Consider the following 20,662-nt stretch of genomic DNA (forward strand, 5'->3'; position numbering starts at 1 on the left):
ACCCGGCCGGGCGTCTTCAGCTTTTCGTTTTGCGACATCCGGCCCGTGCCGCGGGACACCGAACGGGTGATCCGGCCGCAATAATGTCCACATGGTCAAGTGGGAGTACGCCTTGCTCATCCGCCGCCGCGTTCCGGACGGCGGGCAGTGGGTCATCAGCTTCGCGTGGTATGCGCCGGATGGCACGGTGCAGGACGTGACGATCTACGGCACTGCCGTGATCTCGCAGCTCAACCAGGCGGGCGCGGCCGGCTGGGAAATGATCTCCGCTTCCGAGGACGTGAACAACCTGCAGGGCACCACCGAGGTCCACCGCTATCACTTCAAGCGCCCGCTCGACTGACACTCCGGCGCGGCTAACCGGTCCTTACCCTCCCAATCTGAATAATGCCTCTATGTCGGAACAATCGGACAAGAGGCCTCGGGTCGACTGGGGTGCCGATCCAGTCCTCGGCACCCCCGACGAGGTGACGGCCGCGCTGCGGAGCAGCGTGACGGCGCTGCTCCGGGCACCCGCGGGGGCGCCGCTGCGCGCGCTCGAGGCCGGTGCCGGCAAGCGCATCCGCCTCGACGTGCCCGAGGACGCGTATGTCGTCGGTGTGGACACCGACGACACCGCGATGAACCTGAACCCACGGCTGCACGAGCGCGTCGTCGGCGACCTGCACGACTACGCCGCGCCGCCGGACTCATTCGACCTGATCACCTGCTGGTACGTGCTGGAGCACGTCGAACGGCCGGACGAGCTGATCGCCCGGTTCGCCCGGATGATCGCACCGGGTGGGCTGGTGGTGCTCGCGGTGCCGCACCTGTGGAGCCCGAAGTCGCTGTTCACCAAGCTCACGCCGCACGCGTTCCACGTCTGGTTCCGCCGTCGCGTGCTCGGCTTCCCGAACGCGGGCAAGCCCGGCTACGGCCCGTACCCGACCACGCTGCGCCGCGCCATCGCGCCGGCCGCGATCGCCGCACTGGTCGCCCGGCACGGCCTGGCCCCGGTCTTCGAGGGCTACTTCGAGGACGAGAAGCAGGCCCGGTTCCGCCGGAGGCTCCGCATCACCGGGTGGCGCTGGTCGCTGGTCCGCGGCCTGGTCCGCGCGCTCAGCCTCGGCCGGCTCGACGCGGCCCGCAGCGAATACGTCGTGGTGCTGCGCCGTGACCCGGCCAAGCCCCGCCCGGTCACCGCGGCCGCCGGCACCGCACGCCCATGATCGAGGCGTCCCCCATGCTGTGAGCACAGCATGGGGGACGCCTCGATCATGGGCGTGTTCGGCGGATCCCGACGGCCTGCGACGAGGCCCAGGCGCCGCCTGGCCGCACGTCGCAAAAGCCCACATACAACACCGGTATGAGGGCTTCCGCGCCGCGCACCCAGACGACACCTGGACCGCGTCTCGGCTCGCCGTGATCCGCCAGACACGCCCTAATCAGTATTCGACCCGGTCCGGGCGGTTCGCCCAGGCGGTGAACGGCGCGACCCGGTCGGTCGTTTCCAGCTGGACCACCGGGACCTGCCACTCCTCGCGCGGCTGGGCGAACAGGTCGTAGAACGCGCGGTCGTCGAAGCCCGCGTCCGCCGCGTCGTGCCGGTCCGCCGCGTAGACCACCCGGTCCACCCGGGCCCACAGCGCGGCGGCCAGGCACAGCGGGCACGGCTCGCACGAGCTGACCAGCACACAGCCGTCCAGCTTGAACGTGCCGAGCGCGCGGCAGGCGGCCCGGATCGCCACCACCTCCGCGTGCGCGGTCGGGTCGAGCGTGGTCGTGACCTCGTTGACGCCGGTCGCGACCACCTCGCCGTCGCGCACCACCAGCGCGCCGAACGGGCCGCCGCCGGTGTGCACGTTCGCCACCGCGGACTCCACCGCCAGGTCCAGGAACCGCTGATCCGTCATCGTCGCTCCACCGCCGTCTCCTCGGGCAGCCCGGCCAGCACCGAGACCGCATGTGCCGGACCACCGGCCGGATCGTCCGCGGTCACGCCGGCCAGCGCGAGCGCCTCCCACACCCGGTCCCGGCCCAGCGGCAGCGACGTCAGCCGCACGCCGGTCGCGTCCCGGACCGCGTTCGCCAGCGCGGGCGCGACCGGGTTGAACGGGCTCTCGCTCATCGACTTCGCGCCCAGCGGGCCGAGCGCGTCCTCGGTCTTCGCGACCAGCACCCGCGTGTGCGGCACGTCCGCGAACTGCGGCACGTGATAGCCGCGCAGCGCCGGGTTGACCACGTGGCCGCCCGCGTCGATCCGCATCTCCTCGTAGACCGCCGCGCCGATCGCCTGCGCCACGCCGCCCTCGATCTGGCCGACCAGCTGCATCGGGTTCAGCACCACGCCCGCGTCCGCGGCCTGCACGCTCTTCAAGATCCTGATCTCGCCGGTACGCGGCCGCACCGCGACCCGGAAGCCGTGCACGTTGAACGCGACCGAGCGCGGTGACCCGTCGGTGACCGCGTGCGCCGCCACCGGCAGCCCGCCCTCGGCCGCGCGCCGGTGCAGCTCCGGCAGACCCAGCACGATCCCGTCGCCGCAGACCACGCCGTCCGCGGTCAGCTCGCACTCCCCGGGCTCCAGCGTGGTCAGCACCGCGGCCGCGGCCTGGAGCCGCTCCCGCAGCGCCTCCGCGGCCAGCAGCGTCGCCTTGCCGGCCACCACGATGCCGGTCGAGCCGTACGCGCCGGTGTCGTGCGCGACCAGCGCGGTGTCCGACTGCGCGATCGCCACCCGGTCCGGCGTGGTGTGCAGCGCGGTCGCGGCCAGCTGGACGTGCACGGTCGAGGTGCCGTTGCCGAACTCGGTGGTGCCGACCATCAGCTGGTACGTGCCGTCCGCCAGCAGCCGCACGTCCGCCTCCGCGTGGTGCCCGCGCGGCGGAATCGTGTTGATCAGCGCGAGCGCCACGCCGTCGCCGGTCAGCCAGCCCGGCCCCGGTGCCGGCTCCGGTGCGTCCGCCAGTGCGTCCCGGACCAGGCTCAGGCACTGGTCGAGGCCGTAGCTGCCGTACTCCACGTCGTCCAGCTCGTTGCTGACCGAGACCATCGGGTCGCCGGGCCGGACCACGTTGCGCTCCCGGAACGCGATCGGGTCGATGTGCAGCAGGCGGGCCAGCTCGTCCATGGTCGACTCGATCGCGAAGACGGTCTGGCTCAGCCCGTAGCCGCGGAACGCGCCGGCCGGGACCGTGTTCGTGTAGACCGCGTAGGCGTCGACCTTCTTGTTCGCGCAGCGGTAGACCGCGACCGACTCGCCGCAGCCGTGGTGCAGCACGCCGACCGCGTGGTTGGCGTACGCCCCGGTGTCCGAGACCACGCGCAGCTGCAGCGCGGTGAGCGTGCCGTCCTCGCGTGCGCCGGCGCGTACCCAGATGGCCATGGGGTGCCGGCTGGTCGTGCCGATGAACTGCTCCTCGCGGGTCAGCTCCAGCTGAACCGGCCGGCCCAGCCGCAGCGCGGCCAGCGAGGCGACGTCCTCGACCAGCATCTCCTGCTTGCCGCCGAAGCCGCCGCCGACCCGCACGGTCAGCACCCGCACGTGCTCCGGCGGCAGGTTGAACACCGCGCAGAGCGCCTGCCGGGTCAGGAACGGCACCTGCGTGCTGGTCCGCACGGTGAGCGCGCCGTGCTCGTCCACCCAGGCCACGCAGCCGTGCGTCTCCAGCGCGGCGTGCTGCACGCGCTGGGTGTGGAAGATCTGCTCGTAGACCACGTCGGCGGAGTCGAACCCGGCCGCGACGTCGCCCAGGTTGCCGTGGATCTCCGCGACCGTGTTCCGCTCCGGGAACGCGATCCGGGACTCCTCGGCCGGCTTGTCGTGGATCACCGGCGCGCCCGGCCGCATCGCCAGCTCGGGGTCGAAGACCGCGTCCAGCAGCTCGTAGTCGACGACCAGCGCGCGCACGCCCGCCTCGGCCGCGGCCACGGTCTCCGCGACCACGGCCGCCACCCGCTGCCCGACGTGCCGGACCACGTCGTCCAGCACGCGCGTGTCGTCCGGGTTGTCCGTCATGTGCTCGTGCCGCGCGCTGGAGTAGAGGCGCTTCGGCGCGTCCTCGTGCGTCAGGACCAGGCGCACGCCGGGTACGGCCAGTGCCGCGCTGGTGTCGATCGCCTTGATCAAAGCGTGTGCGTGCGGCGAGCGCAGCAGCTTCATGTGCAGCAGCCCGGCCGGCGGCAGGTCCAGCGTGAACAACGCGGTCCCGGTGACGATCGCGCGCGCGTCCGGCGCCGGCGCGTTGTGGCCGGCCGCGGCGCCCGGTTCCGGCTCCGCCACGTGCGCCACGCCGTTGATCGAGTCCTCGATCGCGCGGTATCCGGTGCACCGGCACAGGTTGCCCTTGAGCGCGTGCGGCAGGTCCGCACGCTGCGCGTCGCTCAGCGCGGCCGCCGTCATGATCATGCCGCTGGTGCAGAACCCGCACTGGAAGCCCTGCGCCGCCAGGAACCCGCGCTGCACCGGGTGCAGCTCGTCGCCGTCGGCCAGGCCCGCCACCGTGGTCACGTCGCGGCCCCGGGCCCGGAACGCGGGCGTCACGCAGCTGTGCACCGGCGTGCCGTCCAGCCACACCGTGCAGGCGCCGCAGTCGCCCGCGTCGCAGCCCTTGCGCACGCCGAACGCGCCCTGCTCGCGCAGGAATGTGCGCAGGCACTGACCGGGGCGCGGCGTCGCCGTGGTCTCGGTGCCGTCAATCGAATAGCTCATGACGGATCTCCTCGGCCAGCTCGAACGTCATGTGCCGCCGCCAGGCCGGCGAGCCGTGCACGTCGTCGTGGTAGGTGTCCGCCGGGATCGCGGCGACCGCGTCGCGCAGCTCGGCCACGGCCGGCGGCGTCGCGAACGACAGGCGCAGCGGCCGGACCACGGACGCGGTCACGGTCAGCTCCAGCCCGGCGGTGCGCCGCCCGATCAGCAGCGCGGCGGACCGGCCCACCGGGCTCAGCGAGACCTGCCGGAACGCGGCCGGCGTGCGCAGCGCCGCGGCCGGCAACCGCACCGAGCGCAGCAGCTCACCGGGGTGCAGCGCGTTCCGCTGCGGGCCGGTGACGAAGTCGCGGACGCCCAGCGTGCGCGGCCCGGTCGCGCCCCAGATCTCGCAGACGCCGTCCAGCGCGGCGGTCAGCGAGATCATCGGCCCGGCCGGCAGCGCGAGGCAGAGGTTGCCGCCGACCGTGGCCGCGTTCCAGATCTTGAAGCTGCCCAGCAGCGCGCGGCAGGCCCGCGCGAAGAGCTGCGCGGCGGGCCAGCCGGCCGGCGCGGCGAACGCGTGCAGCTCCGCGAGCGTGCAGGTCGCCGCGATCTCCAGACCCTCGTCCGTGACGGTGAGCGCGGGCCAGCCCAGGCTCGGCAGGTCGATCAGCCGGCGCAGGTGCGGCTGGGGCTCGGAGAAGAGCCAGGTGCCGCCGCCCAGCCAGGCGTCGCCGAGCCGCCACATGGAGAGATCAGGCGCGTCCCGCGCGGTGAGATCAGGCGCGTCCCGCGCCGTGACGACCTCGGAGATCGTGTTCAGATCCACGCCCGCCCTGCTCCCGTCCGCCCACCGCCCACGGAATGAGCGATTCAGGCTGTCGTGGGCAGGTGTCGTCCCGATATACCGTTTGTCGCCGTTCTGTTACGCCCGGCCTATCCACCCTAGATTGTTTGCCGGGTGCGGCGCGGGACTCGCCGGATTATTCGCTCCGCCCGGCCAGCCACTCCGCGAAGTCCGGCCCGCTGCCGCCCGGCGTGAGCTGGCCACCGGCCCGCGCGGCCCGGCCGTACGAACCGGGCATGCGGAACGGCACCAGCAGCCGCCGCGATCCCTGCGCGCGCAGCTCGCGGCGCATCAGGTCGGCCAGGTCCTCCTCCGCCGGGCCGCCGACGTCGGGGGCCCGGCCGGACGGGCCGCGCTCGACCGCGCCGGCCAGCGCGGTGGCCACCTCGGCGGCGGCGACCGGCTGCACCCGCAGGTGCGGTGCGAGGACCAGCGGGCCGAACGACATGCGGCCGATCATCTGCGCGGCGAACTCGTGGAACTGGGTGGCGCGCACGATCGTCCACGGCACGTCCCCGGCCGCCACCGCCTCCTCCTGGCGCAGCTTGGCCCGGTAGTACGGCATCGGCACGCGGTCGATGCCGACGATCGACAGCAGCACGTGGTGGCCGACGCCTGCGCGCCGCTCCGCGGCCAGCAGGTGCGCGGTGCCGGCCAGGAAGAAGCGCGCCGCAGTCGTACCCGACATGGTGGTGATGTTGGTGGTGTCGACCACCGCGTCGACGCCGCTCATCGCATCGTCGAGGCCGGCGCCGGTGGTGACGTCGCCGCGCGGGCCGGCCCCGCCGCGGCTCAGCGCGCGGACGGTGTGACCGCGCCGGTCCAGCTCCGCGACCACCGCGCGGCCGATCACGCCAGTGCCGCCGGCGACCAGGACACTCTTCGAGGAAGTCATGCCATCCGGACGGACTGCGAAGGTCAGGTGTGACGCGGCGTGAGGCCGGTCACCGGCAGCGCCTCCAGGCCGTGGATCAGCGAGCCGGGCCGCCAGGTCAGCTCCGCGGGGGAGACCGCCATCCGCAGGTCCGGGAAGCGGTCGAGCAGGCCGGTGAACGCGATCTGCGCCTCCAGCCGGGCCAGCGGCGCGCCCAGGCAGTAGTGGATGCCGTGGCCGAACGCCAGGTGCGGCGTGCCGGTCCGGGACAGCCGCAGCTGTTCCGGGTCGGGGTAGCGCTCGCCGTCCATGTTCGCCGAGAGCAGGCTGACCAGCACCATCGCGCCGGCCGGGATGTCCACGCCGCCGATCGTCAGCGGTGCCGCGCTGACCCGGGTGGTGCTGGTCTGCACCGGGCTGTCGAAGCGCAGGAACTCCTCGATCGCGGACGGCAGCAACTCGCGCCGCGCGCGCAGCTCCACCCAGCGGTCCCGCGTCTCCAGCAGGCGGTAGACCCCGTTCGCGATCAGGTTGACCGTGGTCTCGTGCCCCGCGATGAGCAGCAGGAACACGGTGGAGGCCAGCTCGTCCTCGGTCAGCCGGTCGCCGTCGTCGCGCACCGCGAGCATGCCGGAGAGCAGGTCGTCGCCGGGGGCGCGGCGCTTCCGGGCGATCAGCTCCTGGACGTAACCGTGCAGCGCGATCACGGCCCGGGGCGAGTCCTCCCGCCGGTCGCCGGGCGAGGTGACCAGGTTCGACCAGTCGCGGAACGAGTCGCGGTCCTCCACCGGCACGCCGAGCAGCTCGGAGATGACCGCGATCGGGAGCGGGAACGCGAACGTCTCGATCAGGTCGGCGTCGCCGAGCCCGTGCATCGCGTCCAGCAGCTCCGCGGTCAGCTCGGTGATCCGCGGCCGCAGCGCCTCGATCCGGCGCGGCGTGAACGTGGCCGAGACCAGCCGTCGCAGCCGGGTGTGGTCCGGCGGGTCCGCGGAGAGCATGTGGTGCGTGATCGCGGAGTGCACCTCCTTCGGGATGCCGATCCGGTTCGGCGGGTGCAGCACGCCCTTGACCAGGCGCGGGTCGGTGAGCGCGGTCTTCGCGTCGTCATGCCGCGTGATCAGCCACGCTTCCAGGCCGCCGGCCAGCTCGACGCGGTGCACCGGCGCCTCGTCGCGCATGGCCCGGTAGACCGCGTGCGGGTCGGCGCGGAACACGGGCCCGTACAGCGTGGTGGTCATGTGAGTCCCTTCCGGAGTGCGTCCAGCGCGGCCCAGACCTGCACGCTGCCCATCGGCGTGCCGTCGTCCGCGAGCTGATGGCCCTCGACGAGCTGCCAGCCGTCGTCGTGCAGGCCGAGCCGGTCGATCCGGATCCAGATCGGCCACACGCCGGCGCGCTGTTCGTCCCTTGCCAGCCGCAGCACGGTGCCCGGCGGTATCACGAGTGGAAGCACGTCACTCCCCGGTGCCGAGCGCTCTGGTGCCGAGGCGACGATCCGGCCGACATCGAAGTTAGTGCACGGTTTCGCCCCGTCACAAGGTGTGGCCGGATGGTTGGCACATCAACCGTCCACAGTGACTCCGGCTCGCTGACCAGTTGAAATGGACGGCCGTCTGTTTCGACGCGTTGACGTGCAACGATGCGGTAATCGTTTTGTCATCTCTTGTGCATGGGAGCCCTCCCATGCAAAACTCACCGCAGTCGCATCCGGAGCCGATGCGCACGGCCGCCAAGGGCACGCGAGCGGTGTCTCACCGATCGCGAGGCGGGCCGAACCCCTCTTTCGTGTGTTGCTCGCCGTCCGGGTCGGTCGGGCAGGTCAACCGGCGTGTCTCCCGCGGTCTCTCGCACCGTCGCGGACGTCATGCCGTGCCGAGCGGAAATCAGTGTGCGCCCTCGGCTATCTGCGACAACCTAGGAGAAAACCAGCATGACGAGTTCTTCGCAGCGATGGCGCCGCGGCCTGACCGCCGTCACCGCGCTCGCGCTCGGCACCACCGGCATCGTCGTGGCCGCCTCGCAGGCCAGCGCGGCCGCGGGCTGCCGGGTCACCTACTCCGTGAACCAGTGGAGCACCGGCTTCACCGGCAACCTGACGGTCACCAACCTCGGCGACCCGATCACCAGCGGCTGGAACGTCACCTGGACCTGGGCCGGCAACCAGCAGGTCACCCAGGGCTGGAACGGCGAGATCAGCCAGTCCGGCACCTCGGTGACCGTGCGGAACCCCTCCTGGGCCGCGTCGCTGGGCACGAACGCGTCCGTGAACCCGGGCTTCCAGGCCACCTTCTCCGGCACCAACACGGCGCCGGCGACGTTCTCGCTGAACGGCACGGTCTGCACCGGCGCGGTCGGTGGCACGCCGACCTCCACGCCGAGCGCCACCCCGGGCACGCCGACGCCGGCCCCGACCACGCCCGGCCCGTCGACCCCGCCCGGCCAGAAGGTCGACAACCCGTACGTTGGCGCGCAGGGCTACGTGAACCCGGAGTGGAAGGCGAAGGCGGAGTCGGTCTCCGGCGGCAGCCGGATCTCCAGCAACCCGACCGCGGTCTGGATCGACCGGATCGCCGCCATCGAGGGCACCGAGGGCAGCAGCTCGAACGGCGCGATGGGCGTGCGTGACCACCTGGACGCGGCACTGGCGCAGGGCGCGGGCTACATCCAGTTCGTCATCTACAACCTGCCCGGCCGGGACTGCGCCGCGCTCGCCTCCAACGGTGAACTCGGCCCGACGGAGCTGCCGAGGTACAAGACGCAGTACATCGACCCGATCGCGGCGATCCAGTCCGACGCGAAGTACCGGAACCTGCGCATCATCAACATCGTCGAGATCGACTCGCTGCCGAACCTGGTGACGAACGTCGACGGCGCGGCCGGCACCGAGATGTGCCGCACCATGAAGGCCAACAACGGGTACGTCGAGGGCGTCGGTTACGCGCTGGCCAAGCTGGGCCCGATCGCGAACGTCTACAACTACATCGACGCCGCGCACCACGGCTGGATCGGCTGGGACACCAACTTCGGCCCGACCGCGACGCTGTTCGCCCAGGCCGCCAACGCCTCCGGCAGCACCGTGGCCAACGTGCACGGCTTCATCACCAACACCGCGAACTACTCCGCGCTGAAGGAGCCGTTCGTCACGATCACCAGCACCGTCAACGGCCAGTCCGTGCGGCAGTCGAAGTGGGTGGACTGGAACTTCTACACGGACGAGCTGTCGTTCGCCCAGGCGTTCCGCAACGAGCTGATCGCCAAGGGCTTCCGCTCGGACATCGGCATGCTGATCGACACCAGCCGCAACGGCTGGGGCGGCCCGAACCGGCCGGCCGCGGCCAGCACGTCGACCGTGATGGACACCTGGGTCAACGAGTCTCGCGTCGACCGTCGCATCCACGCCGGCAACTGGTGCAACCAGTCCGGTGCGGGCCTGGGCGAGCGGCCGAAGGCGGCCCCGGAGCCGGGCATCGACGCCTACGTCTGGGTCAAGCCGCCGGGTGAGTCGGACGGCTCCAGCGAGCTGATCCCGAACACCGAGGGCAAGGGCTTCGACCGGATGTGCGACCCGACCTACACCGGTAACGCCCGGAACGGCAACAGCATGAGCGGCGCGCTGCCGAACGCCCCGATCTCCGGCGCGTTCTTCCCGGCGCAGCTGACCGAGCTGATGAACAACGCCTACCCGGCCCTGTAGTCCTTCCGCTGGGGTTGTGCCCCCGGCCCGGTGCTCAGCCGGGCCGGGGGCCTCTGCGCGTACCATCGGCGGATTTTGATGTATCCGTTCTCGCAGGGTGGGTGTCGATCGGAAAACCAGCCCTTGATGACCTCGGATGTTAGCGCTAACAATGTTCCCCACATCACGGCGCTGTGAACGGCGGATTTCGGGAGGCGGTGAGCCGCGCATGCCGCGCAGACGGACGTCCGGCCCGCCCATCATGGCCGACGTGGCGCGCCTCGCCGGCGTCTCCCACCAGACGGTCTCCCGCGTGCTCAACGAGCACCCCAACGTCCGCCCGGAGACGCGAGACCGGGTGCTCGCCGCGATCGAGGAGCTGGCCTACCGCCGCAACTTCTCCGCCCGCGCGCTGGTCACCAGCCGCACCCAGACGCTCGGCGTGGTCGCGTTCGACACCACGCTGTTCGGCCCGGCCAGCACGCTCTACGGCATCGAGCAGGCCGCGCGCGAGGCGGGCTACTTCGTCTCGATCGTCAGTCTCAAGAGCATCACCCGCGAGACGGTACGGGAGGCGTTGGACTACCTGGCCGCCCAGTCCGTCGACGGCTACATCGTGCTGGCGCCGCAGCAGGCCGCGATCGAGGCCATCGCCGGCCTGCCGCTCGGGCTGCCGGTCGTCGCGGTCGAGGGGCCGAACGCGGGCGACGTGCCGATCGTCGCGGTCGACCAGGCCGGCGGCGGCGCGCTCGCCACGCAGTACCTGCTCGACCTCGGCCACCGCACGGTCTGGCACATCGGCGGCCCGCCCAACTGGCTGGAGGCGGACGCGCGGGTGCGCGGCTGGGAGTCCGCGCTGACCGCGGCCGGCGCACCGGTGCCACCACCGGTCCGCGGCGACTGGAGCCCGCGCTCCGGCTACCAGGCCGGCGCCGAGTTGGCCACGCTCGCGCGCGCCGAGCCGGGCCGGATCACCGCGATCTTCGTCGGCAACGACCAGATGGCGCTCGGCGCGCTCCGGGCGCTGCGCGAGGCCGACATCCGGGTGCCGGAGGACGTCAGCGTGGTCGGCTTCGACGACATACCGGAGGCGGAGTTCTTCCCGCCGCCGCTGACCACGGTTACCCAGGATTTCACCGAGGTCGGGCGGCGCAGCATGCGTATGCTGCTGGCGCAGCTCGACGCCGCCCGGCCGGACCATCCGCCGGGCGCGCTGCGCGACATCGTGCCCGCGCGCCTGGCGATCCGTTCCAGCACCGCCCGTTTCATCGACCAGTGAAGGACTTGTTGTGAGCGCTAACAGCGATCGCGTGGTGATCGGTGTCGACTACGGCACGCTCTCCGGGCGCGCCGTAGTCGTCCGGGTCTCCGACGGGGCCGAGTTGGCCAGCGCCGTCCACGAATACCCGCACGCGGTCGTGGAGCGCACGCTGCCCGGCTCGTCCGTGCGGCTCGCGCCGGACACCGCGCTGCAGGTGCCGGAGGACTACCGGGAGGTGCTGCGGGTGACCGTGCCGGCGGCGCTGGCCGCGGCCGGCGTGCCCGCGTCCTCGGTGATCGGCATCGCCACCGACTTCACCGCCTGCACCGTGCTGCCCACGCTCGCGGACGGCACGCCGCTGAACGAGGTCGACGGCTTCGCGGACCGGCCGCACGCCTACGTCAAGCTGTGGAAGCACCACGCGGCCCAGCCGCAGGCCGACCGGATCAACGCGCTCGCGCACGAGCGCAAGGAGCCCTGGATCAACCGGTACGGCGGCAAGATCTCCTCGGAGTGGGAGTTCGCCAAGGGGTTGCAGCTGCTGGAGGAGGATCCTGAGGTCTACGCGCGCGCGGACCGGTGGATCGAGGCGGCGGACTGGATCGTCTGGCAGTTGACCGGCGTCGAGACCCGCAACATCTGCACCGCCGGATACAAGGGCATCTACCAGGACGGCGACTGGCCGTCGGTCGCATTCCTGGAGTCGCTCAACCCCGGGTTCGGCGGCTTCGTCGACAAGCTGCGGCTGGACCTGTCGCCGCTCGGCGGGCTCGCCGGCACACTCTCCGCCCAGGCCGCGGCCTGGACCGGGCTGCCCGAGGGCATCGCGGTCGCGGTCGGCAACGTCGACGCGCACGTCACCGCGCCGGCCGCGGCCGCGGTCGAGCCCGGCCAGATGCTCGCGGTGATGGGCACCAGCACCTGCCACATCATGAGCTCGGACAAGCTCGCCGAGGTCCCCGGCATGTGCGGAGTCGTCCAGGACGGGATCATCCCCGGCCTGTACGGCTACGAGGCCGGCCAGAGCGGCGTCGGCGACATCTTCGGCTGGTTCGTCGACAACTTCGTGCCGGCCTCCTACGCGTCTTCGGCCGCCGACGCCGGGCTCTCGCTGCACGCTCATCTCACCGGCCTGGCCTCGCAGCAGGCCGTCGGGCAGCACGGGCTGGTCGCGCTGGACTGGCACAACGGCAACCGGTCGGTGCTGGTCGACCACAACCTGTCCGGCGTGATCATCGGCGAGACGCTGGCCACCCGGCCGGAGGACGTCTACCGCGCGCTGATCGAGGCGACCGCGTTCGGCACCCGGACCATCGTCGACGCGTTCGAGGCGTCCGGCGTGCCGGTGACCGAGTTCATCGTCGCGGGCGGGCTGCTGAAGAACGAGTTCCTCATGCAGATCTACTCCGATGTGCTGCGCCGGCCGCTGCACCTGATCGACTCCGACCAGGGGCCGGCGCTGGGCTCCGCGATCCACGCCGCGGTCGCCGCCGGTGCGTACCCGGACGTCCGGGCCGCGGCCGCCGCGATGGGCAAGATCCGCCGGGACGTCTACACGCCGGACCCGGCGCGCGCGGACGCGTACGACGCGCTCTACGAGATCTACACCGAACTGCACGAGCAGTTCGGCCGCACCAGCGACTCCCTGCACCGGCTTCGCGCCATCCGTAACCAGGCGGTGAACTCATGACCATCCCGACCTCGCTGACCGACGTCGTGGCCAAGCTGCGCGCCGAGGTGTGTCTGCTGCACTCCGAGCTGACCCGCTGGGGGCTGGTCACGTGGACCAGCGGCAACGTCTCCGCCCGGGTCCCCGGCGCGGACCTCATGGTGATCAAGCCGAGCGGGCTGTCGTACGACGATCTGACGCCCTCCTCGATGGTGGTGTGTGACCTCGACGGCAACGTCGTCGACGGTGAGCACGGGCCGTCCAGCGACACCGACTCGCACGCGTACGTCTACCGCGCGATGCCCGAGGTCGGCGGCGTGGTGCACACGCACAGCCCGTACGCGACGGCCTGGGCCGCGCGCGGCGAGGAGATCCCGTGCGTGATCACCGCGATGGCCGACGAGTTCGGCGGGCCGATCCCGATCGGGCCGTTCGCGCTGATCGGCAGCGACGACATCGGCAAGGGCATCGTCGAGACGCTCTCCGGCCACCGCTCGCCGGCCGTGCTGATGCGCAGCCACGGGCCGTTCACCATCGGCAGGAACGCGAAGGCCGCGGTCAAGGCCGCGGTGATGTGTGAGGACGTGGCGCGCACGGTGCACTTCGCCACGCTCCGCGGGCCGGTCCAGCCACTGCCGCAGCACCACATCGACTCGCTGTACGACCGCTACCAGAACGTCTACGGCCAGCGGGCTACGCCGGCGGGCTGACGTTCGCTCGGGACATCGGCGGATGTGAGATCATCTGCCGATGATCCGAGGTTCTCGATCCATCAGCAGGCGAACGATTCTGACGGCCGTCCCGGCGGTCGCCGCGGCGGCGGTGACGGCACCGCTGGCCGCGTCCGCCGCATCGGCCGCCGCCGCGGAGCCAACCCGCGTCGGCATCTGGGGCACGGCGCTCAACGGAGGCGGCCCGAGCTTCTCGAACCAGACGATCCGCCACGTCGTCTACGCCTCCAGCGGTGGCACCGGGCCCCGCCTGCGCATATCCAACCGGTTCGGCACCGAGACGCTGGTGCTCGGGCACGTGGACCTGGCCGAGCAGGACACCGGTGGCTCCGCCAAGCCCGGCACTCATCACCGGGTCACGTTCGGCGGGGTGTTCCGGGCGGTGGTGCCGGCCGGCGAGGAGGTCCTCAGCGACCCGGTCTTCACGACCGTCGCCGCGGGGTCGAATCTGCTGGTCAGCATGTTCGTGATGAACGCACCCGGGCCGTCGGTGTGGCATCCGGCCGGGCTGACGAGGACGTACATCTCCACGTCCGGCGACCACGCGGCCGATGACGACAGCACGGCCTTTCCGCCGCCGGAGTCGGCCGCGGACGAGCGGCACTACCGCTGGTACTACCTCGCGGGCATCGATGTGACCAGCGCGAGCGCGACCGGGACGATCGTGGCGTTCGGCGACTCGCTCACCGACGGCTTCTCGTCGACGGCGCTGATGAACCGTCGTTACCCCGACTACCTGGCCCGCCGCCTGCACGCGGACACCGGTGGCGCACCCCGGTTCGGCGTGGTGAACGCCGGTATCGCGGGGAACAAGGTCCTCGTGGACGGCAATACCAAGGAGGGGCTGAGCGCGCTGCACCGCTTCGAGCACGACGCGCTGCTCGCCCACCCGAACGTGCGGGCGGTGATCCTGCTGGAGGGCGTCAACGACATCAACAGCACGATCAACGGGCTGCCGGTGACGTCGTGGGACCTGCGGGCGGCGTATTCGACGTTGATCGGCTTGGCCCATGCGCGCGGGGTCGCGGTCTACGGCGGGACGATCCTGCCCTACGCCGGGTTTACCACGCCCGACGGCATACCGGTGCACACCCCGGCCCGGGAGGCGACCCGCGTGGCGCTGAACGGCTGGATCCGCACCTCCGGCGAGTTCGACGCGGTCATCGACTTCGACGCGGCGTTGCGCGACCCGGCAAACCCCACGTTCTTGCTGCCCGCCTACGCCCACACCGACCACCTGCACCTGACCGACGCCGGCATGCAGGCGATGGCCAACGCGGTGGTCGCCTCCGTACCGCTGGCCTGAGCCGTCCGGGATTCCGATTCACCTATTTTCCCCGATATAAGGCGATCAGCCAGCACCATGGGGTTTATGGGGATCAGGGACCGGTCAGTGGGGACCAAGATCGGGTCGATCGTGGCGTTCGCGCTCGTCTCGCTGCTGGTGACGGCGGGGATGGCGATGTCGGCGCTGGACGGCGTGACGAGCCGCGTGGCGGAACTCGAACGGGCATCCGTCGCCACCCGTCAGGCGCTGGAGGCGGACATGGCGCACGACGCCATCCGCGGCGACGTCCAGCGCGCGCTGCTGGCGACCACCGCGGCCGAGCGCCAGGAGGCGGCGGCCGACCTGTCGGACCACGTCGAGATCATTACGCAGGACGTCTCGGACTTCGTGACCGGCGCCGAGGAGAGCGCCGAGGTGCAGGCGGCCGCGCGCGCCGTACTCCCGGAGATCGAGAATTACACGACCCTGGCCACCCGGACGCTGGAGGCGATCACCACGCCGGGTCAGGCGCCGCCCGGCTACGCCGAGTTCCTGGAGAGCTTCGGCGCGGTCGAGGAAGGGCTGCCGTCGGTCAGCGACGCGCTGTCCGCGGACGCCGCCGCGGCGTCCGCGGCGGTCCGGAGCCAGCGGTCCGCGGCGCAGTGGCAGGTCGGGCTCACGCAGGCCGCGTGCGCGGTGCTGCTGGCGCTGCTCGCCTGGTTCGTGCTGCGGGCGATCCGGCGGCCGCTGGTCGAGGTCTGCGAGGTGCTGGGTGCGCTCGCTCAGGGCGATCTGACCCGGCGCGCCACCGTCGCCTCCCGGGACGAACTGGGGCGGATGGCGGCCGCGGTCAACGCGGCGATCGAGAGCGTCCGCACCGCGGTCGAGGCGCTCGCCGGTTCGGCCCAGCGGGTGGGCGAGACCGCGCGGCGGATGTCCGACGCGTCCGGCCGGATCACCGCCGCGGCCGAGGGCGCCAGCGCGCGGGCCGGCGGCGCCACCGACGCCTCGGCGCGGATGTCGGCGAACATCGGCACGATCGCGCAGGGCAGCACGGAGATGGGCGCGTCGATCCAGGAGATCTCGCAGAGCGCGAACGAGGCGGTGCGGGTGGCGTCGGAGGCGGCGGCAGCGGCGGCGCGGACGAACGAGACGATGTCGAAGCTGAGCGCGTCCAGCGCGGAGATCGACAACGTGGTCCGCAGCATCACGGCCATCGCGGCGCAGACGAACCTGCTGGCGCTGAACGCGACGATCGAGGCGGCCCGGGCCGGCGAGATGGGCAAGGGCTTCGCGGTGGTGGCCGGCGAGGTGAAGGACCTCGCCCAGGAGACGGCGCGGGCCACCGAGGGCATCGTCGGGCAGGTGCAGGAGATCCAGGCCGACACCACCGCCGCGCGCGAGGCGATCGCGCAGATCACCGGCATCATCGAGCGGATCAACGAGTTCCAGACCACGATCGCGGGGGCGGTGGACGAGCAGTCCGCGACGACCGGCGAGATGAACCGGAACATGTCGGAGGCGTCCGGGCGGGGTACGGAGATCGCGGGCACGATGGCGGAGGTGTCCGATTCGGTGCGGGTGACGCTGGACGAGGCGGCGGCGACCCGAGAGGAGGCGGATCGACTGACCACGATGGCCGCGGAGCTGGTGGACGTCGCCGGCCGCTTCCGCTACTAGGCCGTAACGGGAGCGTTTCATTCACGTCCATCACAGGGCGATTTGGGTGAAACGGCCGCACAATGTGGCTATGGGTGACCGACTCGACGCTTATCGTGGCCAGCGGGACGCCCGGCGGAGCCCGGAATCGATTCCGGGGCAGGTCCGGCTCGGGGCCGGCGACTCGTTCGTGATCCACCAGCATCACGCCGGCCGTCTGCACTGGGATCTGCGGCTGGAGCGGGACGGTGCGCCGGTCAGCTGGGCGGTGCCGCGTGGCCTGCCGCGCGAGCCGCACCGCGACCACCTCGCGGTGCGGGACCCCGGTGACCCGCCCCGTACCGGATGCGCCACGTTCGCCGGCGGCACCGTGCTGATCTTCGACCGTGGCCGGTACGAGGTGGAGAGATGGGGCGACGACGAGGTGGTCGTGCTGCTCCGCGGCGACCGGATCTCCGGCCGCTACGCGCTGTCCCGGACCCGGGACCGGGACTGGCTGATCCACCGGATGGACCCGCCGGATCCGGGGTGGACGCCGATGCCCGAGCATGTCGTGCCGGTGCATTCGATCCCGGCCGTGCGGCTGCCGGCCGGCGACGGGGACTGGGCCTACGAGATGGAGTGGGACGGCGCGCGCGTGCTGGCCTGCGTGGAGGGCGGCCGGCTGCGGCTGCTGGACGCGGACGGGCATGACCTGAGCGGCGCGTTCGGCGAGCTGCGCGGGCTGGCGGAGGCGCTGGCACCGACCGAGTGCGTGCTGGACGGCGTGGTGGTGGCGTTCGACCGGGAGGGGCACGTGAGCCGGGCGGCGCTGCGGTCGCGGATCGAGGGCGGCTCGCGGCGGCGGGCCGGGCGCGCTCCCGTACAGCTGCTGGTCTTCGATCTGTTGTGGTTGGAGGGGCGGTCCACGGAGGGTCTGGGCTATGCGGACCGGCGCTCGTTGCTGGCCGACCTCGACGTGTCCGGCGAATCGTGGCAGACGCCGCCGTACTTCTCCGGTGGTGGGGCTTACGCGGTGGACGCGGCGCGGGCACACGAGTTGCCGGCGGTCATCGCCAAGCGGCTCGACGCCCCTTACCGGCCGGGCTCCTGGCTGCGGGTTTCCGTGTGAGTGGCCGCGGAGCGGAGCCGGTGGCAGCCGACCCCGCTCGACGCATGAGAGCGGGCCTCGGGTCGATCGGCTGTCATGATGCCGATCTTGTCGCGGCATGGAAAGACGGTCAGGCAGCACTTAAGCGAAACTTGAGGCAGCAAATTCCCAAAAGCCACATATGGGGTACGGGAGCCGCCCGGTGTTCTAACTACGCAGAGTATTTTTCATGTTGCGGAAGTGATCCATGAGGCTCCTGCGCCGCCCGGTGCGACAACCCGGCCGCAGCGGACAGGAGATCGACCTCGATCGTCGTGGCCGGACGCGGGCGAACCCCGGTGTCGCGGTGCCCGCTGCGTTTTCGCGCTCCCACCGGGAATCCCGCCCGTCGTCGCGCCGCGCGGGGTGGATGACGGGCGTCCGGGCGCGAGATGTCCGGCGCATTGACGGCACTGAGAGCGGTAGATCGGGGCCTTGAGCTGGAGATCGTCACTCTTCGTGCGGACTCGGATTGCCTCTGTTCTATCGGCGTCGCTGAGCCTATGCTCCCCCTTTGTCGGTGCAACTCGATCGGCGAGCCGCCCCGGCGAGCGGGGCGCACCAGATCGACGGCCCATGGGGAGGGCCGCGCGGGAACAGGAGTGCGACGCTACTCAATCGCATATCGGGATCACGTAAGAAAACGCGCGCCCTGCGCAAAGCGGGCGCCGTCTGAGCACGTCCGTCCATCCGCGCCTGAGATGAACGGGAGGAGGGCCTTCATCGATGCACCGGGTGCAGCAGCACACCACGAGAAGGGTCCTCGCGATCCTTGCGAGCCTCGCCATCCTGGCCGCCGTGAGCGCCTGCGGAGGCGGCCTGGAGGGTCCCACACCGGTCCCGGTCGGCGCCGCGCCCTCGTCGGCCGCCACGGGCGACACCGATCGGTCCAAGGCGGCCGACGCCGCGCTCGCCGCCTACAACGGCTATATGGATGCCGCCCAAAAGGCATCGGCGATCCCGGATCCGCGCCATCCCGATCTGCGGAAATACCTGGGTGATCCGCTATTGGCCCGGGTCCAGGCCGGAATCGACCTGCTCCGCCGGGAAGGTGCGATTCGCGAGGGCCGGCTGATCACCAATCCGACGGTCACCGTTGTTGATCTAGAAAGCACACCGAAGACGGTTCAGATCCAGGACTGTGTCGACGGGACGGATTACAAAATGGTCTACGAAACGACTCGATCCGCGGTGCCGGACAAGCAGAACGTCCGCTACGTCGCCACGGCCACCGTGACGCTCTTCGCGGGAGAGGGCTGGCTGGTCAACCAGGGGCGCTCGCACGAGGACCAGCCATGCTGAGCCGCCGCTCCCGCGTGCGCCTCGCGCTCGCCACGCTGCTGACCGGCGTGCTCGCGGCCACCGGCCTGATGACGCTGCGCGGCCCCGACGTGCTGGCCGCGCCGCCCACCTGCGAGAACACGCCGGACTCCACCGAGTGCGGTCTCGGCGACGGCAACAGCACCACGCAACCCGGAGGCGGTGGCGGGAACCCCGGCGGTGGCGGTGGTGGCGGTGGCAGCTGCTCGTGGAACGGCAAGGACGTCCCCTGTTTCATCGAGGGCGCCGGGTCCTTCAATGCGAGCGACGGTTGCTACTACCGGATCGCGGTCCCGCAGGGAGTCGGCACGCCCGAGGGCATGACGAACTACTACCGGTCGTGCATCGACTCCGGCATGGTGCAGCAGTCGGTCGATCTCGCCGATCCGCCGGAGCTTGTGCCGCCGGACCCGGTGGAGATCGCCAACCGCATCCGGACCTCGCTGGCCATCGACCCGCCCGCGGTGAACATCGCGCCGGCCAGCCCCGGCGTGCTCGGTCTGCCGGTCTGGATGCAGATCACCAACGGTGCCTTCGAGGCGCAGACGCCGCCGTCGGTCACGGAGGCCGGCCTCACCGTGACCCTCGTCGCGACCCCCCGCGAGGCGCGCTGGGACATGGGCGCCGGCGTGGTCACCTGCCGGTCCAAGGGCGAGGCGTGGACCAGTGACAAGGGCAAGTCGCTCTCGCCGAGCTGCGGGTTCCCGATGGCGGGCAGCAACTCGGCCGGCTACCAGAGGGCGGATGACTACCAGGTGACGGTGCAGACGTTCTTCGACATCGCCTGGTCCACCGCGGACGACAGCGGCGAGCTGGCCGAGGTCGCCAGCCCGCTCACGACCGTGGACTACACCGTGAACGAGCTCCAGGTGGTGAACCGATGACGATGGCGCAGACACGTCCCGCCCCAGGTCAGGCCGATGCTCCGATCGCTCCGCCGAAGGTGGTGCGGCAACGGCGTACCCGTCCGGGTCTGCTCGGTCTCGCTCTTCTGCTGGTGGCGCTGGGCGGTCTCGCCGCCGCGTACGCGGTGAACTCGGTGCGTGCGACCGGTGACTACATCGCGGTCGCACGCCCGGTCTCGGTCGGCGCGCAGATCGCGCCGGAGGACCTGATGGTCGTGCAGCTGGCCGGCGGTCAAGGCCTCACGCCGATCGCGGCCTCGGACGCGGTCAACGTGGTCGGCAAGCGGGCCGCCGTGGCGCTCTCGCCCGGCGGCCTGCTCACCCCCGACCAGATCACCGACAAGCAGCTGCTCGGCCCCGGCCAGCAGCAGATCGCGCTCGGCCTCTCCCCGCAGGAGGTGCCGGCCCGCACGCTGCGGCCCGGCGACAAGGTGCTGCTGGTCGGCGCGCCCGCGAACCAGAACGCGGCACCGGCCGAGGCCACCCGCTTCCAGGGCGTGGTGGTCGACACCGTGCGGCCGGACGCGGACAACCCGGGCAGCGGCAACATGACGGTCGTCTACGTGTCCGTCGCCGAGAAGGACGCGGCGGCCGTGGTGCTGCTGCACGCGCAGCGACGCATCTCGGTCGTGCTGCAGAGCGGATCCTGATC

The 20,662-nt window shown here is 71.6% G+C and carries 18 protein-coding genes; 12 read left to right on the plus strand and 6 right to left on the minus strand.

Translation table 11 applies throughout. The features are described from left to right. Nucleotides 1-91: 91 nt before the first annotated feature. Nucleotides 92-343: a hypothetical protein gene (locus tag J2S43_RS41150; RefSeq protein ID WP_306838777.1), complete on the plus strand. Its 252-nt coding sequence runs from the start codon at nt 92-94 to the stop codon at nt 341-343. 52 nt (nt 344-395) lie between these two features. Then, a complete protein-coding gene (locus J2S43_RS41155) occupies nt 396-1,208 on the plus strand; it encodes a class I SAM-dependent methyltransferase (RefSeq protein ID WP_306838779.1) in 813 nt (270 codons plus the stop codon). 216 nt (nt 1,209-1,424) lie between these two features. Here the strand turns inward: J2S43_RS41155 and J2S43_RS41160 are convergent, their stop codons facing one another. From J2S43_RS41160 to J2S43_RS41185, 6 genes are all read right to left on the minus strand, one after another. After that, nucleotides 1,425-1,892, minus strand: coding sequence for a nucleoside deaminase (locus J2S43_RS41160; RefSeq protein ID WP_306838780.1), 468 nt, complete (start codon nt 1,890-1,892; stop codon nt 1,425-1,427). After that, entirely contained in the window at nt 1,889-4,690 is a 2,802-nt protein-coding gene (locus J2S43_RS41165) for a molybdopterin-dependent oxidoreductase (RefSeq protein ID WP_306838782.1), read from the minus strand. The genes J2S43_RS41160 and J2S43_RS41165 overlap by 4 nt, the downstream gene beginning before the upstream one ends. Further along, complete coding sequence (locus tag J2S43_RS41170; protein ID WP_306838784.1) at nt 4,674-5,501, minus strand: FAD binding domain-containing protein; 828 nt, start codon at nt 5,499-5,501, stop codon at nt 4,674-4,676. The genes J2S43_RS41165 and J2S43_RS41170 overlap by 17 nt, the downstream gene beginning before the upstream one ends. A gap of 154 nt (nt 5,502-5,655) precedes the next feature. Further along, nucleotides 5,656-6,414, minus strand: coding sequence for an SDR family oxidoreductase (locus J2S43_RS41175; RefSeq protein WP_306838787.1), 759 nt, complete (start codon nt 6,412-6,414; stop codon nt 5,656-5,658). A gap of 23 nt (nt 6,415-6,437) precedes the next feature. Then, nucleotides 6,438-7,634 (minus strand): cytochrome P450 family protein, encoded by a 1,197-nt coding sequence (locus tag J2S43_RS41180; RefSeq protein ID WP_306838789.1) that lies wholly within the window; start codon nt 7,632-7,634, stop codon nt 6,438-6,440. Beyond that, nucleotides 7,631-7,849, minus strand: a complete 219-nt coding sequence (locus J2S43_RS41185) for a hypothetical protein (RefSeq protein WP_306838791.1) — start codon at nt 7,847-7,849, stop codon at nt 7,631-7,633. The genes J2S43_RS41180 and J2S43_RS41185 overlap by 4 nt, the downstream gene beginning before the upstream one ends. A gap of 477 nt (nt 7,850-8,326) precedes the next feature. Between J2S43_RS41185 and J2S43_RS41190 the strand changes: the two genes are divergently transcribed. The 10 genes from J2S43_RS41190 (at nt 8,327) to J2S43_RS41235 (ending at nt 20,660) form a co-directional block, all read left to right on the plus strand. Next, nucleotides 8,327-10,090 carry a glycoside hydrolase family 6 protein gene (locus J2S43_RS41190; RefSeq protein ID WP_306838793.1) on the plus strand — a complete coding sequence of 588 codons (1,764 nt, stop codon included), beginning with the start codon at nt 8,327-8,329 and terminating at the stop codon, nt 10,088-10,090. 208 nt (nt 10,091-10,298) lie between these two features. Next, nucleotides 10,299-11,348: a LacI family DNA-binding transcriptional regulator gene (locus J2S43_RS41195; RefSeq protein WP_306838795.1), complete on the plus strand. Its 1,050-nt coding sequence runs from the start codon at nt 10,299-10,301 to the stop codon at nt 11,346-11,348. A 10-nt stretch (nt 11,349-11,358) separates the two neighbouring features. Beyond that, nucleotides 11,359-13,020 carry a ribulokinase gene (araB, locus tag J2S43_RS41200; protein WP_306838797.1) on the plus strand — a complete coding sequence of 554 codons (1,662 nt, stop codon included), beginning with the start codon at nt 11,359-11,361 and terminating at the stop codon, nt 13,018-13,020. Beyond that, a complete protein-coding gene (locus J2S43_RS41205; RefSeq protein ID WP_306838799.1) occupies nt 13,017-13,709 on the plus strand; it encodes an L-ribulose-5-phosphate 4-epimerase in 693 nt (230 codons plus the stop codon). Before araB ends, J2S43_RS41205 begins: the two co-directional genes overlap by 4 nt. A 40-nt stretch (nt 13,710-13,749) precedes the next feature. Beyond that, entirely contained in the window at nt 13,750-15,036 is a 1,287-nt protein-coding gene (locus tag J2S43_RS41210) for an SGNH/GDSL hydrolase family protein (RefSeq protein ID WP_306838800.1), read from the plus strand. 87 nt (nt 15,037-15,123) lie between these two features. Then, the gene (locus J2S43_RS41215) at nt 15,124-16,677 is read left to right on the plus strand and encodes a methyl-accepting chemotaxis protein (RefSeq protein WP_306838802.1); all 1,554 of its coding nucleotides are present in this window, start codon (nt 15,124-15,126) and stop codon (nt 16,675-16,677) included. A 70-nt stretch (nt 16,678-16,747) separates the two neighbouring features. After that, nucleotides 16,748-17,767 (plus strand): DNA polymerase ligase N-terminal domain-containing protein, encoded by a 1,020-nt coding sequence (locus J2S43_RS41220; protein WP_306838804.1) that lies wholly within the window; start codon nt 16,748-16,750, stop codon nt 17,765-17,767. A gap of 744 nt (nt 17,768-18,511) precedes the next feature. Continuing rightward, nucleotides 18,512-19,087: a hypothetical protein gene (locus tag J2S43_RS41225; protein ID WP_306838806.1), complete on the plus strand. Its 576-nt coding sequence runs from the start codon at nt 18,512-18,514 to the stop codon at nt 19,085-19,087. Further along, complete coding sequence (locus J2S43_RS41230; protein ID WP_306838809.1) at nt 19,081-19,989, plus strand: hypothetical protein; 909 nt, start codon at nt 19,081-19,083, stop codon at nt 19,987-19,989. The genes J2S43_RS41225 and J2S43_RS41230 overlap by 7 nt, the downstream gene beginning before the upstream one ends. After that, entirely contained in the window at nt 19,986-20,660 is a 675-nt protein-coding gene (locus tag J2S43_RS41235; protein WP_306838811.1) for an SAF domain-containing protein, read from the plus strand. Before J2S43_RS41230 ends, J2S43_RS41235 begins: the two co-directional genes overlap by 4 nt. The last annotated feature ends 2 nt before the right edge of the window (nt 20,661-20,662 follow it).

Source organism: Catenuloplanes nepalensis, assembly GCF_030811575.1.
In the GTDB taxonomy this organism is placed as follows: Bacteria; Actinomycetota; Actinomycetes; order Mycobacteriales; family Micromonosporaceae; genus Catenuloplanes; species Catenuloplanes nepalensis.

What these genes read in the sequence shown, in the direction of transcription:
- J2S43_RS41150 (WP_306838777.1), top strand. Translation starts at nt 92, where the DNA reads ATGGTCAAGTGGGAGTACGCCTTGCTCATCCGCCGCCGCGTTCCGGAC.
- J2S43_RS41155 (WP_306838779.1), top strand. Translation starts at nt 396, where the DNA reads ATGTCGGAACAATCGGACAAGAGGCCTCGGGTCGACTGGGGTGCCGAT.
- J2S43_RS41160 (WP_306838780.1), bottom strand. Translation starts at nt 1,892, where the DNA reads ATGACGGATCAGCGGTTCCTGGACCTGGCGGTGGAGTCCGCGGTGGCG.
- J2S43_RS41165 (WP_306838782.1), bottom strand. Translation starts at nt 4,690, where the DNA reads ATGAGCTATTCGATTGACGGCACCGAGACCACGGCGACGCCGCGCCCC.
- J2S43_RS41175 (WP_306838787.1), bottom strand. Translation starts at nt 6,414, where the DNA reads ATGACTTCCTCGAAGAGTGTCCTGGTCGCCGGCGGCACTGGCGTGATC.
- J2S43_RS41180 (WP_306838789.1), bottom strand. Translation starts at nt 7,634, where the DNA reads ATGACCACCACGCTGTACGGGCCCGTGTTCCGCGCCGACCCGCACGCG.
- J2S43_RS41190 (WP_306838793.1), top strand. Translation starts at nt 8,327, where the DNA reads ATGACGAGTTCTTCGCAGCGATGGCGCCGCGGCCTGACCGCCGTCACC.
- J2S43_RS41195 (WP_306838795.1), top strand. Translation starts at nt 10,299, where the DNA reads ATGCCGCGCAGACGGACGTCCGGCCCGCCCATCATGGCCGACGTGGCG.
- J2S43_RS41205 (WP_306838799.1), top strand. Translation starts at nt 13,017, where the DNA reads ATGACCATCCCGACCTCGCTGACCGACGTCGTGGCCAAGCTGCGCGCC.
- J2S43_RS41210 (WP_306838800.1), top strand. Translation starts at nt 13,750, where the DNA reads ATGATCCGAGGTTCTCGATCCATCAGCAGGCGAACGATTCTGACGGCC.
- J2S43_RS41220 (WP_306838804.1), top strand. Translation starts at nt 16,748, where the DNA reads ATGGGTGACCGACTCGACGCTTATCGTGGCCAGCGGGACGCCCGGCGG.
- J2S43_RS41225 (WP_306838806.1), top strand. Translation starts at nt 18,512, where the DNA reads ATGCACCGGGTGCAGCAGCACACCACGAGAAGGGTCCTCGCGATCCTT.
- J2S43_RS41230 (WP_306838809.1), top strand. Translation starts at nt 19,081, where the DNA reads ATGCTGAGCCGCCGCTCCCGCGTGCGCCTCGCGCTCGCCACGCTGCTG.
- J2S43_RS41235 (WP_306838811.1), top strand. Translation starts at nt 19,986, where the DNA reads ATGACGATGGCGCAGACACGTCCCGCCCCAGGTCAGGCCGATGCTCCG.